Source organism: Lentibacillus juripiscarius (assembly GCF_042685205.1).
In the GTDB taxonomy this organism is placed as follows: domain Bacteria; phylum Bacillota; class Bacilli; order Bacillales; family Amphibacillaceae; genus Lentibacillus; species Lentibacillus juripiscarius.
Genome location: NZ_JBHUNA010000005.1, coordinates 149,019 through 165,395, shown reverse-complemented (window position 1 = coordinate 165,395; position 16,377 = coordinate 149,019). Strand labels below are relative to the sequence as shown.

At 44.2% G+C, this 16,377-nt stretch carries 19 protein-coding genes and 1 other annotated feature; of the genes, 6 read left to right on the top strand and 13 right to left on the bottom strand.

Translation table 11 applies throughout. From position 1 onward, the window contains the following. Positions 1-150 precede the first annotated feature (150 nt). Both trhO and ACFSUO_RS03650 read left to right on the top strand, forming a co-directional pair. Positions 151-1,134 (top strand): oxygen-dependent tRNA uridine(34) hydroxylase TrhO, encoded by a 984-nt coding sequence (trhO, locus tag ACFSUO_RS03655; RefSeq protein WP_382391193.1) that lies wholly within the window; start codon positions 151-153, stop codon positions 1,132-1,134. A 280-nt stretch (positions 1,135-1,414) separates the two neighbouring features. Then, positions 1,415-1,894, top strand: coding sequence for a glutathione peroxidase (locus tag ACFSUO_RS03650; RefSeq protein ID WP_382391335.1), 480 nt, complete (start codon positions 1,415-1,417; stop codon positions 1,892-1,894). Between the two features lie 34 nt (positions 1,895-1,928). Here the strand turns inward: ACFSUO_RS03650 and ACFSUO_RS03645 are convergent, their stop codons facing one another. From ACFSUO_RS03645 to ytzI, 12 genes are all read right to left on the bottom strand, one after another. Beyond that, positions 1,929-2,654: an amino acid ABC transporter ATP-binding protein gene (locus tag ACFSUO_RS03645; protein WP_382391191.1), complete on the bottom strand. Its 726-nt coding sequence runs from the start codon at positions 2,652-2,654 to the stop codon at positions 1,929-1,931. Beyond that, entirely contained in the window at positions 2,647-3,306 is a 660-nt protein-coding gene (locus tag ACFSUO_RS03640) for an amino acid ABC transporter permease (RefSeq protein ID WP_382391189.1), read from the bottom strand. The genes ACFSUO_RS03645 and ACFSUO_RS03640 overlap by 8 nt, the downstream gene beginning before the upstream one ends. Positions 3,307-3,337: 31 nt before the next feature. Continuing rightward, positions 3,338-4,147, bottom strand: coding sequence for a transporter substrate-binding domain-containing protein (locus tag ACFSUO_RS03635; protein ID WP_382391187.1), 810 nt, complete (start codon positions 4,145-4,147; stop codon positions 3,338-3,340). A gap of 37 nt (positions 4,148-4,184) precedes the next feature. Continuing rightward, complete coding sequence (locus tag ACFSUO_RS03630) at positions 4,185-4,514, bottom strand: hypothetical protein (RefSeq protein WP_382391185.1); 330 nt, start codon at positions 4,512-4,514, stop codon at positions 4,185-4,187. Beyond that, positions 4,463-5,902 (bottom strand): proline--tRNA ligase, encoded by a 1,440-nt coding sequence (proS, locus tag ACFSUO_RS03625; RefSeq protein WP_382391183.1) that lies wholly within the window; start codon positions 5,900-5,902, stop codon positions 4,463-4,465. Before proS ends, ACFSUO_RS03630 begins: the two co-directional genes overlap by 52 nt. 55 nt (positions 5,903-5,957) lie before the next feature. Further along, positions 5,958-6,184: a binding site (T-box leader), on the bottom strand. A 68-nt stretch (positions 6,185-6,252) separates the two neighbouring features. After that, positions 6,253-6,786 (bottom strand): GNAT family N-acetyltransferase, encoded by a 534-nt coding sequence (locus tag ACFSUO_RS03620; RefSeq protein ID WP_382391181.1) that lies wholly within the window; start codon positions 6,784-6,786, stop codon positions 6,253-6,255. 105 nt (positions 6,787-6,891) lie between these two features. Continuing rightward, the gene (locus tag ACFSUO_RS03615; RefSeq protein ID WP_382391179.1) at positions 6,892-8,355 is read right to left on the bottom strand and encodes an aldehyde dehydrogenase family protein; all 1,464 of its coding nucleotides are present in this window, start codon (positions 8,353-8,355) and stop codon (positions 6,892-6,894) included. Positions 8,356-8,461: 106 nt separating this feature from the next. Further along, positions 8,462-9,013, bottom strand: a complete 552-nt coding sequence (locus ACFSUO_RS03610; RefSeq protein WP_382391177.1) for a cysteine hydrolase family protein — start codon at positions 9,011-9,013, stop codon at positions 8,462-8,464. A 44-nt stretch (positions 9,014-9,057) separates the two neighbouring features. Continuing rightward, on the bottom strand, positions 9,058-9,891 hold the full coding sequence (gene thiD, locus ACFSUO_RS03605) for a bifunctional hydroxymethylpyrimidine kinase/phosphomethylpyrimidine kinase (RefSeq protein ID WP_382391333.1): 834 nt from the start codon (positions 9,889-9,891) through the stop codon (positions 9,058-9,060). Between the two features lie 71 nt (positions 9,892-9,962). Next, positions 9,963-10,448, bottom strand: a complete 486-nt coding sequence (locus tag ACFSUO_RS03600) for a DUF456 domain-containing protein (RefSeq protein WP_382391175.1) — start codon at positions 10,446-10,448, stop codon at positions 9,963-9,965. Positions 10,449-10,459: 11 nt separating this feature from the next. Next, positions 10,460-11,080, bottom strand: coding sequence for a glycerol-3-phosphate acyltransferase (locus ACFSUO_RS03595; protein WP_382391173.1), 621 nt, complete (start codon positions 11,078-11,080; stop codon positions 10,460-10,462). Between the two features lie 182 nt (positions 11,081-11,262). After that, on the bottom strand, positions 11,263-11,427 hold the full coding sequence (gene ytzI / locus ACFSUO_RS03590) for a YtzI protein (protein WP_382391171.1): 165 nt from the start codon (positions 11,425-11,427) through the stop codon (positions 11,263-11,265). 505 nt (positions 11,428-11,932) lie between these two features. On the opposite strand from ytzI, the gene ehuB reads away from it, so the two are divergent. The 4 genes from ehuB to ehuA all read left to right on the top strand — a co-directional run bounded on the left by ehuB (position 11,933) and on the right by ehuA (position 15,144). Continuing rightward, positions 11,933-12,853, top strand: coding sequence for an ectoine/hydroxyectoine ABC transporter substrate-binding protein EhuB (ehuB, locus tag ACFSUO_RS03585; protein WP_382391169.1), 921 nt, complete (start codon positions 11,933-11,935; stop codon positions 12,851-12,853). Positions 12,854-12,983: 130 nt separating this feature from the next. Next, positions 12,984-13,646 carry an ectoine/hydroxyectoine ABC transporter permease subunit EhuC gene (gene ehuC, locus ACFSUO_RS03580; protein ID WP_382391331.1) on the top strand — a complete coding sequence of 221 codons (663 nt, stop codon included), beginning with the start codon at positions 12,984-12,986 and terminating at the stop codon, positions 13,644-13,646. After that, positions 13,643-14,377 (top strand): ectoine/hydroxyectoine ABC transporter permease subunit EhuD, encoded by a 735-nt coding sequence (gene ehuD, locus ACFSUO_RS03575; protein ID WP_382391167.1) that lies wholly within the window; start codon positions 13,643-13,645, stop codon positions 14,375-14,377. Before ehuC ends, ehuD begins: the two co-directional genes overlap by 4 nt. Further along, positions 14,374-15,144, top strand: a complete 771-nt coding sequence (gene ehuA, locus ACFSUO_RS03570) for an ectoine/hydroxyectoine ABC transporter ATP-binding protein EhuA (RefSeq protein WP_382391165.1) — start codon at positions 14,374-14,376, stop codon at positions 15,142-15,144. The genes ehuD and ehuA overlap by 4 nt, the downstream gene beginning before the upstream one ends. A 92-nt stretch (positions 15,145-15,236) precedes the next feature. Here the strand turns inward: ehuA and murB are convergent, their stop codons facing one another. After that, on the bottom strand, positions 15,237-16,163 hold the full coding sequence (gene murB / locus ACFSUO_RS03565; RefSeq protein ID WP_382391329.1) for a UDP-N-acetylmuramate dehydrogenase: 927 nt from the start codon (positions 16,161-16,163) through the stop codon (positions 15,237-15,239). Positions 16,164-16,377: the final 214 nt, after the last annotated feature.

The following is a 16,377-nucleotide window of genomic DNA, read 5'->3' as shown; positions in this document are numbered from 1 at the left end:
GGATTCATTTGCGATTAAAAAACCAAGCCTGCAGACGAATTCAATTTGAGTAATAAGCAAAACATTGATATAATAAGCTCCGCAAGATTTAAAATCGAATATCAACCTCGCATTTGTATCTTGCAAATATGAATGACAGGTGGTAATACAATGGAACAGGATAGCAACTATCAAGTCTTGCTGTACTATAAATTTGTCCCGATTGAAGATCCGGTGGCATTTTCAGAAGAACATCTGGCTTTTTGTCAGGATCTTGGACTCAAAGGCCGGATTCTCGTGGCTGAGGAAGGGCTAAACGGCACGGTATCCGGAACCGTTGAGCAGACAGAAGCTTATATGGAAGCCATGCACCAGGATTCCCGGTTTGCGGACATGACATTTAAAGTCGACAAGCACGATGGTCACGCCTTTAAAAAAATGCATGTGCGGCATCGTCCGGAAATCGTCAGCCTGAGGATGAACGAGGACGAAGCTGTCAGTCCACTAGAAAAGACAGCCAAGTTTCTGTCACCGAAGGAATTTTATGAAACGATGCAGGAAGAAGAGACCGTTATTCTGGACGCGCGCAATGATTATGAATATGACCTTGGACACTTCCGCGGTGCTATCCGCCCCGATATCGAGACATTCCGCGATTTGCCGGACTGGATCCGCGAAAACAAGGATAAATTGGAAGGCAAAAAAGTGCTCACCTACTGTACAGGTGGCATCCGCTGTGAAAAATTCACCGGCTGGCTGATGGAAGAAGGTATTAAAGACGTCAATCAGCTGGACGGCGGCATTGTCACGTATGGCAAAGATCCGGAAGTACAGGGCGAACTATGGGATGGAAAATGCTACGTGTTTGACGAGCGCATTTCTGTACCTATTAACCAGAACGAGCATGTTGTCGTCGGCAAAGATTATTTTGACAGCCAACCATGTGAACGCTACGTGAACTGCGCCAACCCGTCATGCAACAAACAAATCATTTGTTCAGAAGAAAACGAGCACAAATATATGCGCGGCTGTACCCATGAATGCCGGGTAAGCCGAGATAATCTGTATGTCCGAGAGCACAACTTATCCCAGGATGAGATTGAGCGCAGACTTGCGATTATCGAGGAAGAAAACCAGACTAAACAAGAAGCATGATAAATAGAGGGAAAAGAATCGGCGGTAGCCGGTTCTTTTTTTGGTTAAAAACTGCCCTGTACCTCTTTTGAATGTGAACTTTGGCGTTTTTTGGGTGAACTTCAGCGATTTCATTGTGAACTTTAGCATATAGCTTGTGAACTTTATCGGATTCACTGTGAACTTCAGCATTTTGGGCTTCTGCTCATCATACTTCTATATAAGAAGCAAATCGTTGCTTTAATTTTTTGACAACATTCACCTACATTTAGTAATCTCTGTAAAAAGGAGGGGATCCACAATTACTGTACATAATTTCCATGCGACAACCATCGACGGAGAGAATGAATCACTGGCCGACTATGAAGGCAAGGTTCTTCTCATTGTCAATACAGCCAGTGAATGCGGGTTCACCCCACAGCTGGACGGCCTGCAAAAGCTGTACGATGACTATAAGGATAAAGGATTTACAGTACTTGGCTTCCCATGCAATCAGTTTCATCAGCAAGACCCAGGATCAAATGAAGAAATTTCCTCCTTTTGCCAGCAACATTACGGCGTGACGTTTCCGATGTTCAGTAAAATTGATGTGAAAGGCAGCAATGCCCACCCGCTGTTTGTTTACCTGACAAAACAGGCAAAAGGCATAGTTACGAAACAAATTAAATGGAACTTCACCAAATTTCTTGTCGACCAAAACGGTGGTGTGGTAAAACGTTTCGCGCCACAGACAAAACCGGAAAAATTGAATCAAGACATTGAACGGCTGCTTCATACATAAAGGCTGTCCCAGTGATTCCAGGACAGCCCTTTATCTAAAGTATCTTCTCTAAAAATTCCTTTGCCCTGTCTGAGTTTGGTTGTTCAAAAAAGGTATCCGGAGCGGTCTCCTCCATCAACACGCCTTCATCGAGAAACAGTATACGATCAGCCGCCTCTTTGGCAAAGCCCATTTCATGCGTCACAATTACCATCGTCATTCCGGTTGTCTGCGCCAGATCTTTCATCACTTCGAGCACTTCATTGACCATTTCCGGATCGAGTGCTGATGTCGGTTCATCAAACAGCATGACCTCAGGCTCCATGGCCAGTGCCCTGGCAATAGCGACACGCTGTTTCTGCCCGCCGGAAAGCCGGTTCGGATAAGCATCAAGCTTGTCTGATAGGCCAACCTTCGCAATCAGATCTTTGGCATGCGTATCCGCTTCCTCTTTGCTGCGATTATTTACCTTTTTTGGCGCATACGTTACGTTTTCCAAGACCGTCATATGAGGAAATAAATGAAAGTGTTGAAACACCATACCGATTTGTTTGCGCACATCCATTTTAGAAACAGACGGACCTGTGATTTCCTTCTGTTCAACCGATATGCTCCCACTCGTCGGCTCCTCCAAAAGATTCAGGCACCGAAGAAACGTGGATTTTCCTGATCCAGACGGTCCGATAACGGCAACGACTTCCCCTTTTTCAATGGTGGTCGATATATTTTTCAACACTTCTGTCCCGTCAAACGCTTTTGACATATTTTCTACTTTAATCACTGTAACGAAGCCTCCGTTCCACTACTTTCCCTGCCTGTGTCAGGACGTACACCATCACCCAGTAAATAACACCTGCAAACAGGAGTGGCTCAAAATTCCGATATAATTCCGAACCGACAATTTGTGCCCGGCGCATCAGATCAAGATAGCCGATCGTTGACACAATGGCTGATTCTTTGGTTAATGTAATAAATTCATTCATGAGTGCCGGCAATATATTCTTTAGCGCCTGTGGCAAAATAATCTGAAGCATCATCGGTTTATACGGGACTCCCAATGCTTCTGCCGCCTCTGTCTGTCCTTTATCCACTGCCAGGATTCCGGCACGGATAATTTCCGACACATAGGCAGCTGAATTAAGGCCAAACGCTGCTATCGCTGATAAAAATGGAGATATATCATACCCGGTCAATTGCGGAATAGCAAAATAAACAATCATCAGCTGTAAAATCAACGGCGTTCCGCGGAAAATCGATGTATACACATTTGCAATCCCTTTTAAAATTCGAATGTTGGCGATTTTGCATAAAGCCAGTAGTGTCCCAAGCAAAAAGCCAACGATAATGCATACACTGACAAATTTTAATGTGACCCATATCCCTTCCAGCATAAAAGGAATCCATGGCACAATTTGGCTAAAATCCAAATTCATGCCTTAACACCCCGTCTCTCTGTTGTAAAAATTATTCTTCTGACAGCCATTTATCTTTAAGCTCTACTAATTTGCCGTTTTCTTCAAGTTTCTTTAATACCTTGTTTACATCGTCTACAAGTTCGCTGCCTTTAGGGAAAGCAATACCCATGCCAGGGGAGCTTGTAGTTGGGTCATCAAAACCTTCCAGTCCCTGTTCCTTCACATATCCTTTAGCAACTGACTTATCCATGTAGCCAACATCAATTCGGCTGGAATTCAATTCCTGAATTAAAATGTTTGCACTGTCCAGTTTCTTTACTTCAAACCCATACTCATCTTTCAGTTTTTCAGCTCCTTCTTCCTGAATAGTTCCCAGCTGAACGCCGACTGTTTTCCCTTTTAAGTCCTCCAGGCTGTCAATTCCCGCGTCAGGTTTGGAAATGAACATTTCACCGGATCGATTGTATTCAGTCGAAAAATCCACGTTCTTTTTACGATCTTCTGTCGTACTCATGCCCGCCATAACCATATCTACCCGACCAGACTGCAAAGAGCCAATCAGCCCGTCAAACTTCATATCTTCTATTTTTAATTCGTAACCAAGCTCTTCAGCAACCAGATTCGCTAAGTCAATATCAAATCCTTCATATTCGCCTTCAGGTGTCCGGGATTCAAACGGTGGAAAATCAGCTGATGTAGCCATTCTCAATATATTTTCTTCACTGGAATCCGAACTGCCATCTGCGCCGGAAGATGTATCCTTACTGCCGCTAGCCTTATCACTACCACTTCCACAAGCCGTCAATATAAACATGAAAGCCACAACTATCAGCACTGCCCCCATTATTTTTTTCATCATGATCCGCTCCCTTTTTATTCATGTTTTTGTATATTTATTAATTAGTATGTATATTTATAACACGGAAAGCAATAAAAAAACAAGCGTATTTTGAAAATAAATTAAAAATTTGGTTTCCGGTTGATTCTTGTCCTTTTTCGGTTGATTCTTGTCCTTTTCCGGTTGATTCTTGTCCTTTTCCGGTTGATTCTTGTCCTTTTCCGGTTGATTCTTGTCCTTTTCCGGTTGATTCTTGTCCTTTTCCGGTTGATTCTTGTCCTTTTCCGGTTGATAAAAAAATCGGGCGGCTGATTATATCAGCGCCCGATTTTTTCTTTAATATGCTCTTGCCCAGTAGACCATTTCTTTTGCTTCTTTTCCGCAGCACACGCAAGAGTCGGAAACCTGTTCCTGTTCAAATGGGATACAGCGTGATGTTGCAGAGGTTTCGTCCTTGATTTGCTCTTCACACTCCGTATCACCACACCACATGGCTTTGATGAATCCCGGATTTTCATCCAATGCCTGTTTGAACTCGTCCATATTAGCAGCCGTTGAGGTGGCCTCATCAAGATGCGCCTGGGCTCTGTTATAAAGGTTTTGCTGTACTTCTTCAAGCAGAGCCGGCAGCCGTTTTTCCAGGTCACTTAATGGTACGAACTCCTTCTCACCGGTATCCCGCCGGACGAGAACTACCTGCTCATTTTCAATATCTTTCGGTCCCATCTCAATCCGGACAGGAATTCCTTGCATTTCATATTCGTTAAACTTCCAGCCTGGCTTCTTATCACTGCCATCAATATCAACACGAACTAAGTTTTGCAGCTGGTCGCGCAGGTCGTATGCTTTATCCAGCACCCCTTCTTTATGCTGGGCAACCGGCACAATCATCGCCTGTGTCGGCGCAATTCTCGGTGGAACCACTAAACCGCGGTTATCCCCGTGCACCATGATCAGCGCACCCATGATCCGGGTGGACATGCCCCATGATGTCTGATGAATCGGCTGCTGCTCCCCGTTTTTATCCAGATAGCGAATGTCGAACGCTTCGGCAAACCCGGTTCCAAAATAGTGTGATGTGCCGGATTGCAATGCTTTGCCATCATGCATCAGACTTTCGATTGTCAATGTATATTCTGCACCGGCAAATTTTTCTTTCTCCGTCTTCTTCCCGCGCAAAACAGGGAATGCCAGATAGTGCTCACAGATTTCAGCATAAATGTCGAGCATTTGTGCTGTCTCTTTTTCCGCATCCGCTTGTGTCGCATGAGCGGTATGCCCTTCCTGCCACAGAAACTCCAGTGAACGGAGAAACGGTCGTGTTGTTTTTTCCCAACGGACTACGTTGCTCCACTGGTTATACAGTTTCGGCAAGTCACGATACGAATGAATATTTTTTGCATAATATTCCCCGAAAAGCACTTCAGATGTCGGGCGAACACAAATCCGTTCTTCCAGTTCTTCTTCACCGCCGCGCGTTACCCAGGCCACTTCCGGTGCAAAGCCTTCAATATGATCTTTTTCTTTTTGCAGCATGCTTTCCGGAATGAACAATGGGAAATAGACGTTCGAGTGACCTGTCTCCTTGAAACGTCGATCGAGTTCATCACGGATATTTTCCCAGATGGCGAACCCATATGGCTTAATGATCATCGTTCCGCGGACATCACCATAATCGACCAGCTCAGCCTGTTTGACAACGTCTGTATACCATTGTGCAAAATCATCTTCCATGGAGGTGATTTTTTCAACAAATTGTTTATTGTTTTTACCCAATGAAAACACTCCTTTGTTCAAAAAAGTTATATAAATAAAAAATCCTCCGTCCTGAAAAAGGGACCGAGGTCTGGTGGTACCACCCTTGTTTGCAGCAATAACATGTACGTGCTGCACACTTTCCATCATAACGGTTTAACACCGCGCCAGTCTTAAGGCGGCAAAGCCCGTCCGACGGCGAACTCAGGAGGCAGGTTCCATTTGCGTCTTTGGAAATTCTCACCAGCCATTTCCTCTCTTGAAAAAACGACAAAAAGTACTAATCCTCATCAACGTTTCCTATATTATATGTCTAAATATATACGGATGCCGCTGCAAAGTCAAGCCTAAGCCTATAAATGCTTGTACCCCTAAAAGGCTTTTTCGTATTTGGAAAATGTAATTTCTCTCGCCCGCGCATGACCGCTAAACGTGAACCCCACATCCAGATAAAACTGGTTAAGAGCGGGGTTATCCGCAACACAATCCAAGCGGAGCACGCCGCCATCTAACTGACTATTAGCAAGAATCCATTCCAAGAGCTTTTTCCCGATTTGCTGGTGGCGATAGTTTTTGTCGATTGCCAACCTGTGCAGGTAGAGAGCCTTATCATTCCTATCACCCCATACACTGGTATCAAGCTCACTTTGTTCCGCGGAAAGATTAAATGTAGCAACTGCGCAATTGTCCTGGTCTACCACAAGATAGGTTGTTCCAGTTTCAACCGCTTCATTTATTTCCGCTGCCGCTTCATCCGTCAAGTAGTAATCCCATTGATGAATCCCTTTACCAATAAGCCACTTGGCCGCATCGCGTAAAATCCTGATGACAGTATCTGAATCATATGGCGTCGCCTTTCTGACCGTATAATCTTCAAATGTATAGCTTTTAAATAGTTCCGGCATTTTAATCCCCCGTTTATCCTTTGAAAGAACAGTTTACATGATTGAAAAAGGAAAAGGCAAATGCCGAAGCACTTGCCCTAGAAAAGGGGTTGTTTTCAAAAAGTCCTAGAAAGGAAAGTCACGGTATTCTTCCTGAACTGAAACCCATTTCATTTTTGTAAATTCATCAATGACCCATGGATTACCGAAACGCCCCATGCCACTCTGCTTATTGCCACCAAATGGAATATTGGCTGCATCATTAACTGTCTGATCATTAACATGTGTCATGCCGCTGTCAATTTTAAGCGCAGCTGCTTCCCCTTTTTCCAAATCAGATGTAAAAATGGACGACGTCAGCCCGTAAATAGTGTCATTCGCCAATTCCAGCGCATGGTCATCGGAATCTGCTTTAATAATGGAGGCGACAGGCGAAAACAATTCAGTCTGGGCAATATCATCCTGGTTATCAACATCAACAAAAACATATGGTGTCAAAAGCTTGCCGTTCCGTTCCCCTTTTAATGCAGCTTTCACACCGTTCTCCTCAGCTTTTTCGATAATCTCCATCACTTTATCAGCCTGTTCTTCATTAATGAGCGGACCAATGACTGTATCGGGATCGGTCTGGTCACCACACGGAAGTTCAGCCGCACGCTTGACAAATTTATCCTTAAATTCTTCGTAAATATCTCGATGAACAATCATCCGGTTTACACACATACAGATCTGTCCCTGGTGCATAAACTTGCCGAAGATTGCCGCGTCTACTGCTTTATCAACATCCGCATCGCCAAATACAACGAATGGATTATTTCCGCCAAGTTCAAGGGCAACACGCTTAAGGTTTTCCCCGGCAATTTTGCCAATATGCTTTCCGACGTTCGTTGATCCGGTAAATGCAATCAGCTGTACAACCGGATTTTCAAGCATCTCGTCACCAATTTCATCAATACTGGTAAATACCGATTGAAACACACCTTCCGGGAGCCCGGCATAATCAAAGGCCCGTGCTAAAATGGCCCCTCCGGTAAACCCGACCTGTAAATCCGCCTTATGAACAACCGTATTTCCCAATGCTATGGCCGGTGCAATCGAACGCATCGACAAATTCATCGGAAAGTTAAACGGCGAGATGGAACTGATTACACCCAATGGCTGTCGGTATATTTTATTCCGCTTGCCTTCGATACTGGCTTTTACTTCTTTTACCTCATCCACCACATCCATATAATTAAACGTTTCTTTTAACACATCTATCGTCAGATTCAATTCCAATTCGGCCTTTAATAACGTACCACCGGTTTCCCTGCTGACAATATTGATAATGTCATCCTTGTTATTTTGCATAAACTCAGCAGCCTTCCGGAAAATTTCCTTTCGCTCCTCAACAGACGAATGTGCCCACTCCTTTTGCCGCGCCTCAGCGATTTCATACGCATTTTTGACCTGCTTAAGTGAGGCGAGCTGAACTGTCGCTATAACTGAATCATCATAAGGGTTCAAAATATCATAGTCATGTCCGGTATCCCCATCAACCCAGTTCCCGTCGAGGTAACTTTTATTGTAATTGATTTCGAACTTTTCCATAACAACACCTCTTAAATTCGTTTCCCTTATTATTTACGGCAGGATCGAAAACAATGCCCCGAAACGGAAAGAGCCAGGCAGTATTCCGCCTGGCTCTTTCCTTTCCCTATACAACTTTTGCACCGAGTGTATCTTTAAAGTGTCCGAGTGCCCATTCATGTCCGGCTGCATTGAAACTGGCCACGGCACCCTGATGCACAACAATACGAAATCCTTTGTTATACGCGTCGATGGCGGTGTGCAGCACACAAATATCGGTACAGACACCGACCAAATGAATTTCATCAATCTGTCGTTCGCGCAGCCTCAGTTCCAAATCCGTTCCGGCAAACGCACTATAGCGTGTCTTATCAAAATAATAAACGTTCACCGCATCCTTATGCTGTTCATAAACAGAAGCCAAATCACCGTACAGTTCCTGCCCTTCTGTTCCGATGATGTTGTGCGGCGGAAAAAGCTGTGCCTCTGGATGGTACGTATCCCCTTCCTCATGGGCATCAATGGCAAATACGACATAATCTCCTGCGGCAATAAAGTCTTTCGTGATGGAAATGATACTCTCCTCAATAGCCTGTCCCGGTTTTCCACACGTCAATTTCCCTTGATCTGCAACAAAGTCAATCGTATAGTCCACATTAAGCAACGCCCGCTTCCCCATGAAACACCACTCCCCTTTGCCATTTCCTTTAGTGTAACATGTACTTACGCCAGTTTCTCCACTTTAATCGTGTGCGCTTCGCCTTTCATACGTTCAGCCGCATGATACGTCGGACCGACCATATCGTTATAGGAAAAACCATATTCGATGGCTGTTGTCACAAAACTCTTAGCCAGACGCACTGCCTCCGGAACGGTGTGCCCTTTTGTCAGGTAGGATGTAATTGCTGCTGAGTACGTACAGCCTGCCCCGCTCGTATTTTCCGTATCGATCCTGGGTGCCTCAAATGCGGTCATTGTTTCACCATCGTACAGCACATCAATTGCTTCGCCTTTCAATCTGCCGCCTTTGACAAGCACATAATTTGGACCGAGTTCATGCAAATCAATAGCAGCCTGCTTCATATCCTCAACTGTGGTCAGCTCCCGGCCGTTTAAAAGATAGGAAGCCTCAGGCACATTCGGCGTGATAACATCTGCCAAAGGCAAAAGCTTATCCCGTAAGACGTCGATAGCATCATCGGCAAGCAGTTTTGAATCAAGTTTGCCCACCATGACCGGATCAACTACTTTTGTTGTCGCATTGGTACCGGAAACCAGCTCTGCCGTCTTTTCAATAATGTCTTTGGAAAATAACATGCCCGTTTTAAGCGCATCGACCCCGACTTGCTTTGTCGCCGTTGCAAATTGTGCCTCAATGGCTTCAAGTGTCTGCAGATGGACGTTTTTATCTGTTTCAGGATGCCGGGCAACAATCGCTGTCACCACACTCATTCCATAGACGTCCAATTCCTGAAATGTTTTCAAGTCTGCCTGAATACCGGCACTTCCCCCGGCCGCAGACCCCGCAATTGTCATCACACGTGCTGGAAGCTTCATAATAAAAATCCTTTCTGTCATTAAAGTACGTGTTCAAAAAAGAGGATGAACCGGACTTTTTGAACAACCTCTTAAAATAAAATTGCTGCAAAAAACCAAACAATCATGACCAACTGAATCACGACCTTGGCAACGGCGCCTCCAAGAAATCCTATTAATGACCCAATGGATGCCCGTATCGCCTCCTTAGATGTTTTCTGTTGCATCGTTTCAATTACAAACACCGTCAGAAACGGTATAATCAAAATACCAAATGGCGGTATGATAAATGAGCCAATAATAACAGCCACTGCTGCACCGCGTTCGCCCCATTTGCTCCCGCCATATTTTTTGACAAAGTAACTGTTAGCGATGACATCCGCAACAATCAAGATAACCGTCAACACAGCCATCCCCATCCAAAACCACACGGTCAGCTCATCAGCATTGATGACGAAGTGATACAACAGAAAACCGACCCACAGAACAAGCGGTGACGGGATAATCGGGAAGATGACGCCTGCAAAGCTTGCGATAAATAGTGCAACGATAACAATCCAAATAATAATATCCAGCATAGTTCCTCCATCTATGATTCTTTTCGAAACATACTTGAGAGTTTGGTTTCTTCCTTATTGAGAATACGTTTATAATTCTCTATATGTTTTATTATACCCATTACCGATAATAGCACAACAATCATGGTCGGCTCGACTCCGAAAAATAAATACGTCGTTGTCAAAAACGACATATACATGAAGAAGACGCCGACAACCAAATAATCGGTCGCCAATGTGAACAGCAGCAAGATTCCAATACCAACAACAGCGACTTTCCAGTCAATTGCCAGCAAAATTCCCACCAAAGATGCTGTTCCTTTGCCGCCGCTGAATTTCATGGTAATCGGATAATTATGGCCAATAATGATAAACAGTGCATTAATGTATACTAATAATGTCTGCATCTGACCGGTAATACCCTGGCTGTTTAGCAAGTACAGCACCAATACAATGGATAAAGTCGCCTTGAAAATATCAATGATCGCAACCAAAATTCCGTACTTCCACCCTAATAATATCGTCGTATTAGAAGCACCGGAATTGTTTACCCCGCTGTTTTTTATATCGACTTTTTTGTATTTGCTGACTGCCTGTGAACCATGGAAACACCCGAATACATAGCCTATCAGAGTGACAAGCAGTACATACACGCTGACTCCTCCCCTCTTTAGGCTATCTTATAATTCCGAACGAAATACTTCAATACGCAATTTTGATCATAATTACCCGCACTTGCAGATGGACTTCGGATTAAGTATCAGACAGCTAAAAGAAGGCTTACGCCCATCACACGAGAAGCCTGACTAATTATTTCAGCATACAGAAGACCGTGCTAAATTGCACGGTCTTCCTTACTCTCAACATTCTTTTTTTCTTCATCATCCGCTGGCAACGGATCCACTGTATGTTTATAATCATATCCTTTTGATATCGCAATAAGAGTCAATGCCATTACAGTCAGCATAATAACAACACCAGTAACAATATATCCTGTCATCTAATTCCCCTCCGATAAAGAAAGATAACTAGTCTAATAGCCTCATAACGGCCAGATACCATTTTAACCAAATTGCTATATGCATTGTAACACATCAAATCTCTCAGCCGAATTTTCCAGAAAATTTTCCGTAATAACAGCAATTTTGGAGCATATAGAAGTAACACACGTTATATCCAAGCATATTTTGATATAGACAAGCTTTACACAATTCTTATACTATTTTGAAGTTATATTGCAAATTATCCAAAAATATGCAAGTTGAATCGGATTTATAAACCCTATACCATTGTAGTATGACAGTTTAAAGATACTTTCCCCACTGTAATTCTGTTCGGTTTCTAGTAAAAAAGTTGTACTGCACAAGCATCTTTTTGCATACCAATTGAACAGCATCCATTCCGTTATTCGGATCAGGAAGAAATCTTAGATAAACAGAACCTGACGCCGGCATTACTGGTGGTCACGTCCGTTTATCAAAAAACAATGGGAGGTCATTTAGGAGATGAAAAAGTTATTAGCAGCATCCATTTTCGCACTGGCGCTTCTTTTCCTGGCTGCTTGTGGATCAGGCGGCTCAGAGGAAACAAGCGGCGACGGCGGAAGTGATAATGGAAGTGAAGGAAGCAGCGGTGACAGCAAACTTGCCGAACTGCAAGAAGCGGGAACAGTAACCATTGGTTTTGCGAATGAGGAACCATACGGCTATCAGGGGGAAGACGGGGAATTAAAAGGGGCTGCAGTCGATATTGCGACCGCAGTATTTGCTGAACTCGGTGTCGATAACGTCGAAGGTCAATTATCCGACTATGGTCAGCTAATTCCTGGTGTGAAGGCAGGCAAGTTTGACGTTATCACGTCTGGGATGGCAATCAAGCCAGACCGTTGTGAAAACGTTGACTTCGGTGAACCGGAAATGACTTATGGGGAAGGTCTGATTGTTCAAAAAGGTAACCCGATGGATCTGCATAGCTACAAAGACATTGCGGAAAAAGATGCGACCGTGTCGATTATGTCCGGTGCAACAGAAGTTGATTTTGTTCAACAGGAAGGTGTGAGTGAAGACCAGATCCAGAAAGCTTCCGACATCCCTGCCACATTCTCCGCAGTTGAGTCAGGTCGTGCTGATGCAACAACCGGAACGGAGATGACCGTCAAAATGGCATTGGAATCCGCCGGCAACGATAAACTTGAATTTGTGGAAGACTTTGAACAGCCGGATATCGAGGGAATACCAAGCTACGGTGCTGCGGCATTCCATCCGGATAACGACGAACTGCGTGAAGCATACAACGAAGAACTGCAAAAACTGATTGACGACGGTACAGTAGCAGAACTTCTGGAGAAAAATGGGTTCAGCGCAGAAGGAAATGCGCCGCCTGCAGATTTGACAACAGAACAAATCTGTAATGGCGAAGCTTGGTAAACACTAAAGTAAGCTAATTGTTGGAATATGCAAGCATTGACTCCATAGGGTCCGGCTCCCTCACCCAGGGGGTCAGACCCTATTCGTATTTGGCAGCAAACATACGAGATATCATAAAGGAGTGATCACTATTAATGCAATTGCTGAGATTTTCCCCGTCTTGATGCAAGGAATGGGAATCACAATCAAAGTGTTGATTGGATCAATTATCCTCGGCTATTTAATGGCATTTATTGCGGGTTTTTCAAGATTATCCAAAAATCCAATCCTAAAGTATTTAACGGTTTTTTATGTAGAAATTTTCCGTGGGACTTCACTCATTGTACAATTATTCTGGCTATACTATGCAATGCCGATCCTATTCGGGATAGACATCGGCAGTGATTACTGGGCAGGTGTACTAGCCATTGCACTGAACTATGGTGCCTACATGTCTGAAATTGTACGTGGTTCTATAATATCTGTTGCAAAAGGACAGACAGAAGCAGCCACGGCCTTGAACATGTCCCGATTTCAACGGATGCGGATTGTTATTTTTCCACAGGCCGTCCGCATGATGCTCCCAGAGTTTGGCAACTACCTCATTCAAATGCTGAAAGCTACATCATTGGTCTCGCTGATAGGCATGACCGATATTCTTTATTACGGTGATATTTTGCGCAGCAGCAATCTGTCACAAGCTCCAACTGTCTATCTGCTAGTGCTCATTTTCTATTTCATTATGGCACTGCCGCTAATATGGATGACGAAGCGAATGGAAAAGGCATCCAAGAAAGGGGTGGCTAGTCAATGAATAATTGGAAATGGGAAGTATTTTTTGAAGCTTTTCCAATTGTGGCAGAGGGGCTCGGAATCACACTTGGACTTACCATTGCAACCTATTTGTTTGCTCTATTGTTCGGGTTCGTCTGGACGTTTATTAATAGAATTCCGCTGAAACCATTGAAATGGGTGCTTTCCTGGATTATGGAATTCATCCGGTCTACGCCACCGCTCGTACAGCTGTTTTTCATTTTCTATGCATGGCCGATGGTTCCAGTCGTTGGATTTGCTTTAGATCCGTTTACAAGTGCGATTATTGGCCTTGGAGTCCATTTCAGCACCTATATCGGTGAAGTGTATCGCTCTGGGATTGAAGCTGTTGATAAAGGACAATGGGAAGCAGCACGAGCGCTTAATTTTTCAACCAGGAAAAAGTGGACCAAAATCATTCTGCCACAGGCCATACCACCAACCATTCCGATGCTTGGAAACTATTTGATTATTATGTTTAAAGAAATTCCGCTTGCATCAACAATTGGCGTTGCCGGAATATTAAATCTGGCTAACTCGTATGGAGCAGCCAATTTCAGGTATTTGGAAGCATTAACGATTGTTGCACTTCTGTTCCTTGTGTTGAGCTATCCATCTGCTATACTCATTAATAGACTCGAGCGCAGAATGAATCGTCGTTTTGTAAAAGGGGAGCCAACTGGAAGCAAACCCGTTAAAGAAGAAGAGAAAGGAGCTGTTTCACAACAATGACAGAACCAATTGTAAGTTACAAAGATGTGCATAAATCATTTGGTGACACCGAAGTATTGACCGGTATTGACCTGGATATTAAACCAGCCGAAAAAGTTGCTGTCATCGGCCCAAGTGGTTCAGGTAAGACAACGATTATCCGGATGCTGATGACACTTGAACAGCCTACTTCCGGCAGTATTATAGTAGATGGTAAAAATTTATGGCACATGGAGAAAAACGGTGAACTTGTACCTGCCAATGAAAAACATTTAAGGCAAGTACGTGGCGACATTGGTATGGTGTTTCAGCATTTCAATTTGTTCCCACATATGTCCATTCTGGAAAACTGTATGACTGCACCTGTTCACGTCCAGAAAATTTCTAAAGCCGAAGCAAAAGAACGATCCGTAGAAATGCTGGAGAAAGTCGGGCTTGGGGATAAGCTGGATAACTATCCAAATCAGCTTTCCGGCGGACAGAAGCAGCGTGTTGCGATGGCACGTGCACTCGTGATGCGGCCGAAGATTATGCTGTTTGATGAAGTAACATCAGCACTTGACCCGGAACTGGTCGGAGAAGTCCTGGAAGTTATCCGGGATATAGCAAAAGAAGGCGAAATGGCAATGGTACTGGTAACACACGAAATGGAATTTGCCCGCGACATAGCTGACAGGGTCCTGTTCCTTGACAATGGGGTCATCGCCGAGGAAGGACCCCCTGCAGACGTACTTGAAAACTCTACCAATGACCGACTGCAAAGCTTCCTGCACCGGTTTCGGTCCTAGGAAGCAAAAACTGACTTGTTCCTTAAGAGCAAGTCAGTTTTTTATATGGGAGGCTTCTTGTCCCAGTCCGTAAAACGGGAAGAGGAAACTCATTACTCCGCCGGGTCCTCTCCTATAATCTTCACTTCCCGTTCAAGGCTGACACCAAATTTTTCTTTAACCGTACGCTGCACATGATGGATTAAATCGATATACTCCGTTGCTGTAGCACCGTCTTTATTAATAATAAAGCCCGCATGCTTTAATGACACCTCGGCTCCGCCAACTTGCTGCCCCTGCAAATCGCTGTCTTGAATCAATTTGCCGGCAAAGTACCCGGGAGGCCTTTTAAACACACTGCCGCATGATGGATACTCAAGTGGCTGTTTCGATTCCCGTTTGTATGTGAGATCGTCCATGACCGCTTTAATAGCGTCATACTCCCCTTCTTCCAGTGCGAACGTAGCTTCCAGCACAATATAACCCTTTTCCGGAATATTACTGGAGCGGTACTCTAGATCGAGTTCATCGGCGGACAATGTCAGCAAGTTACCATGCTGGTCAACGACAACCGTGCTCACCAGGACATCCTTAATCTCTCCGCCGTACGCACCCGCATTCATAAATAGCGCCCCGCCGACAGAACCTGGAATGCCGCACGCAAACTCAAGTCCCGTTAATGAATGAGACAGCGCCTCCTGGGAAGCGTCAATAATCCGGGCACCACTTTGTGCAACCATCCGTGTGCCATCTGTTGTGATATCTGCCAGGCGGCCCAAATTCAGCACAATGCCTCTTATTCCGCCATCTTTGATAATCAGATTAGATCCATTCCCGAGTAATGTGAATGGTATATTCTCTTTAATGGAAAGTCTGACGATATCCTGGACTTCCCTATACGTTTCCGGTGTTACATAAAAATCAGCCTTACCGCCTAACCGTGTATATGTGTGATCTTCTAAATTTTCACCAGCTTTAATATTTTCAGCTGATGTAATGGCTGTTAATTGTTCATACGTCTGCTCAGTCACCACAAACATCCATCCTTTGCTGTACTTCCTGTCTTCCCAGAGGTTGTTCAAAAAGTCCGGTAAAAATGACACATCGAATTTCTTTGTTGGCTCGTTTCTCCGCTACTCATGTATCTAAAGGCATACATTCCGTTACTCGAAACCATCGCCGCCTCGAAATTCTCGGTCCTTTTTATCCTCCTTTTTGAACACGCACTTCCATAAAACGGTTCGAATCCCTGCT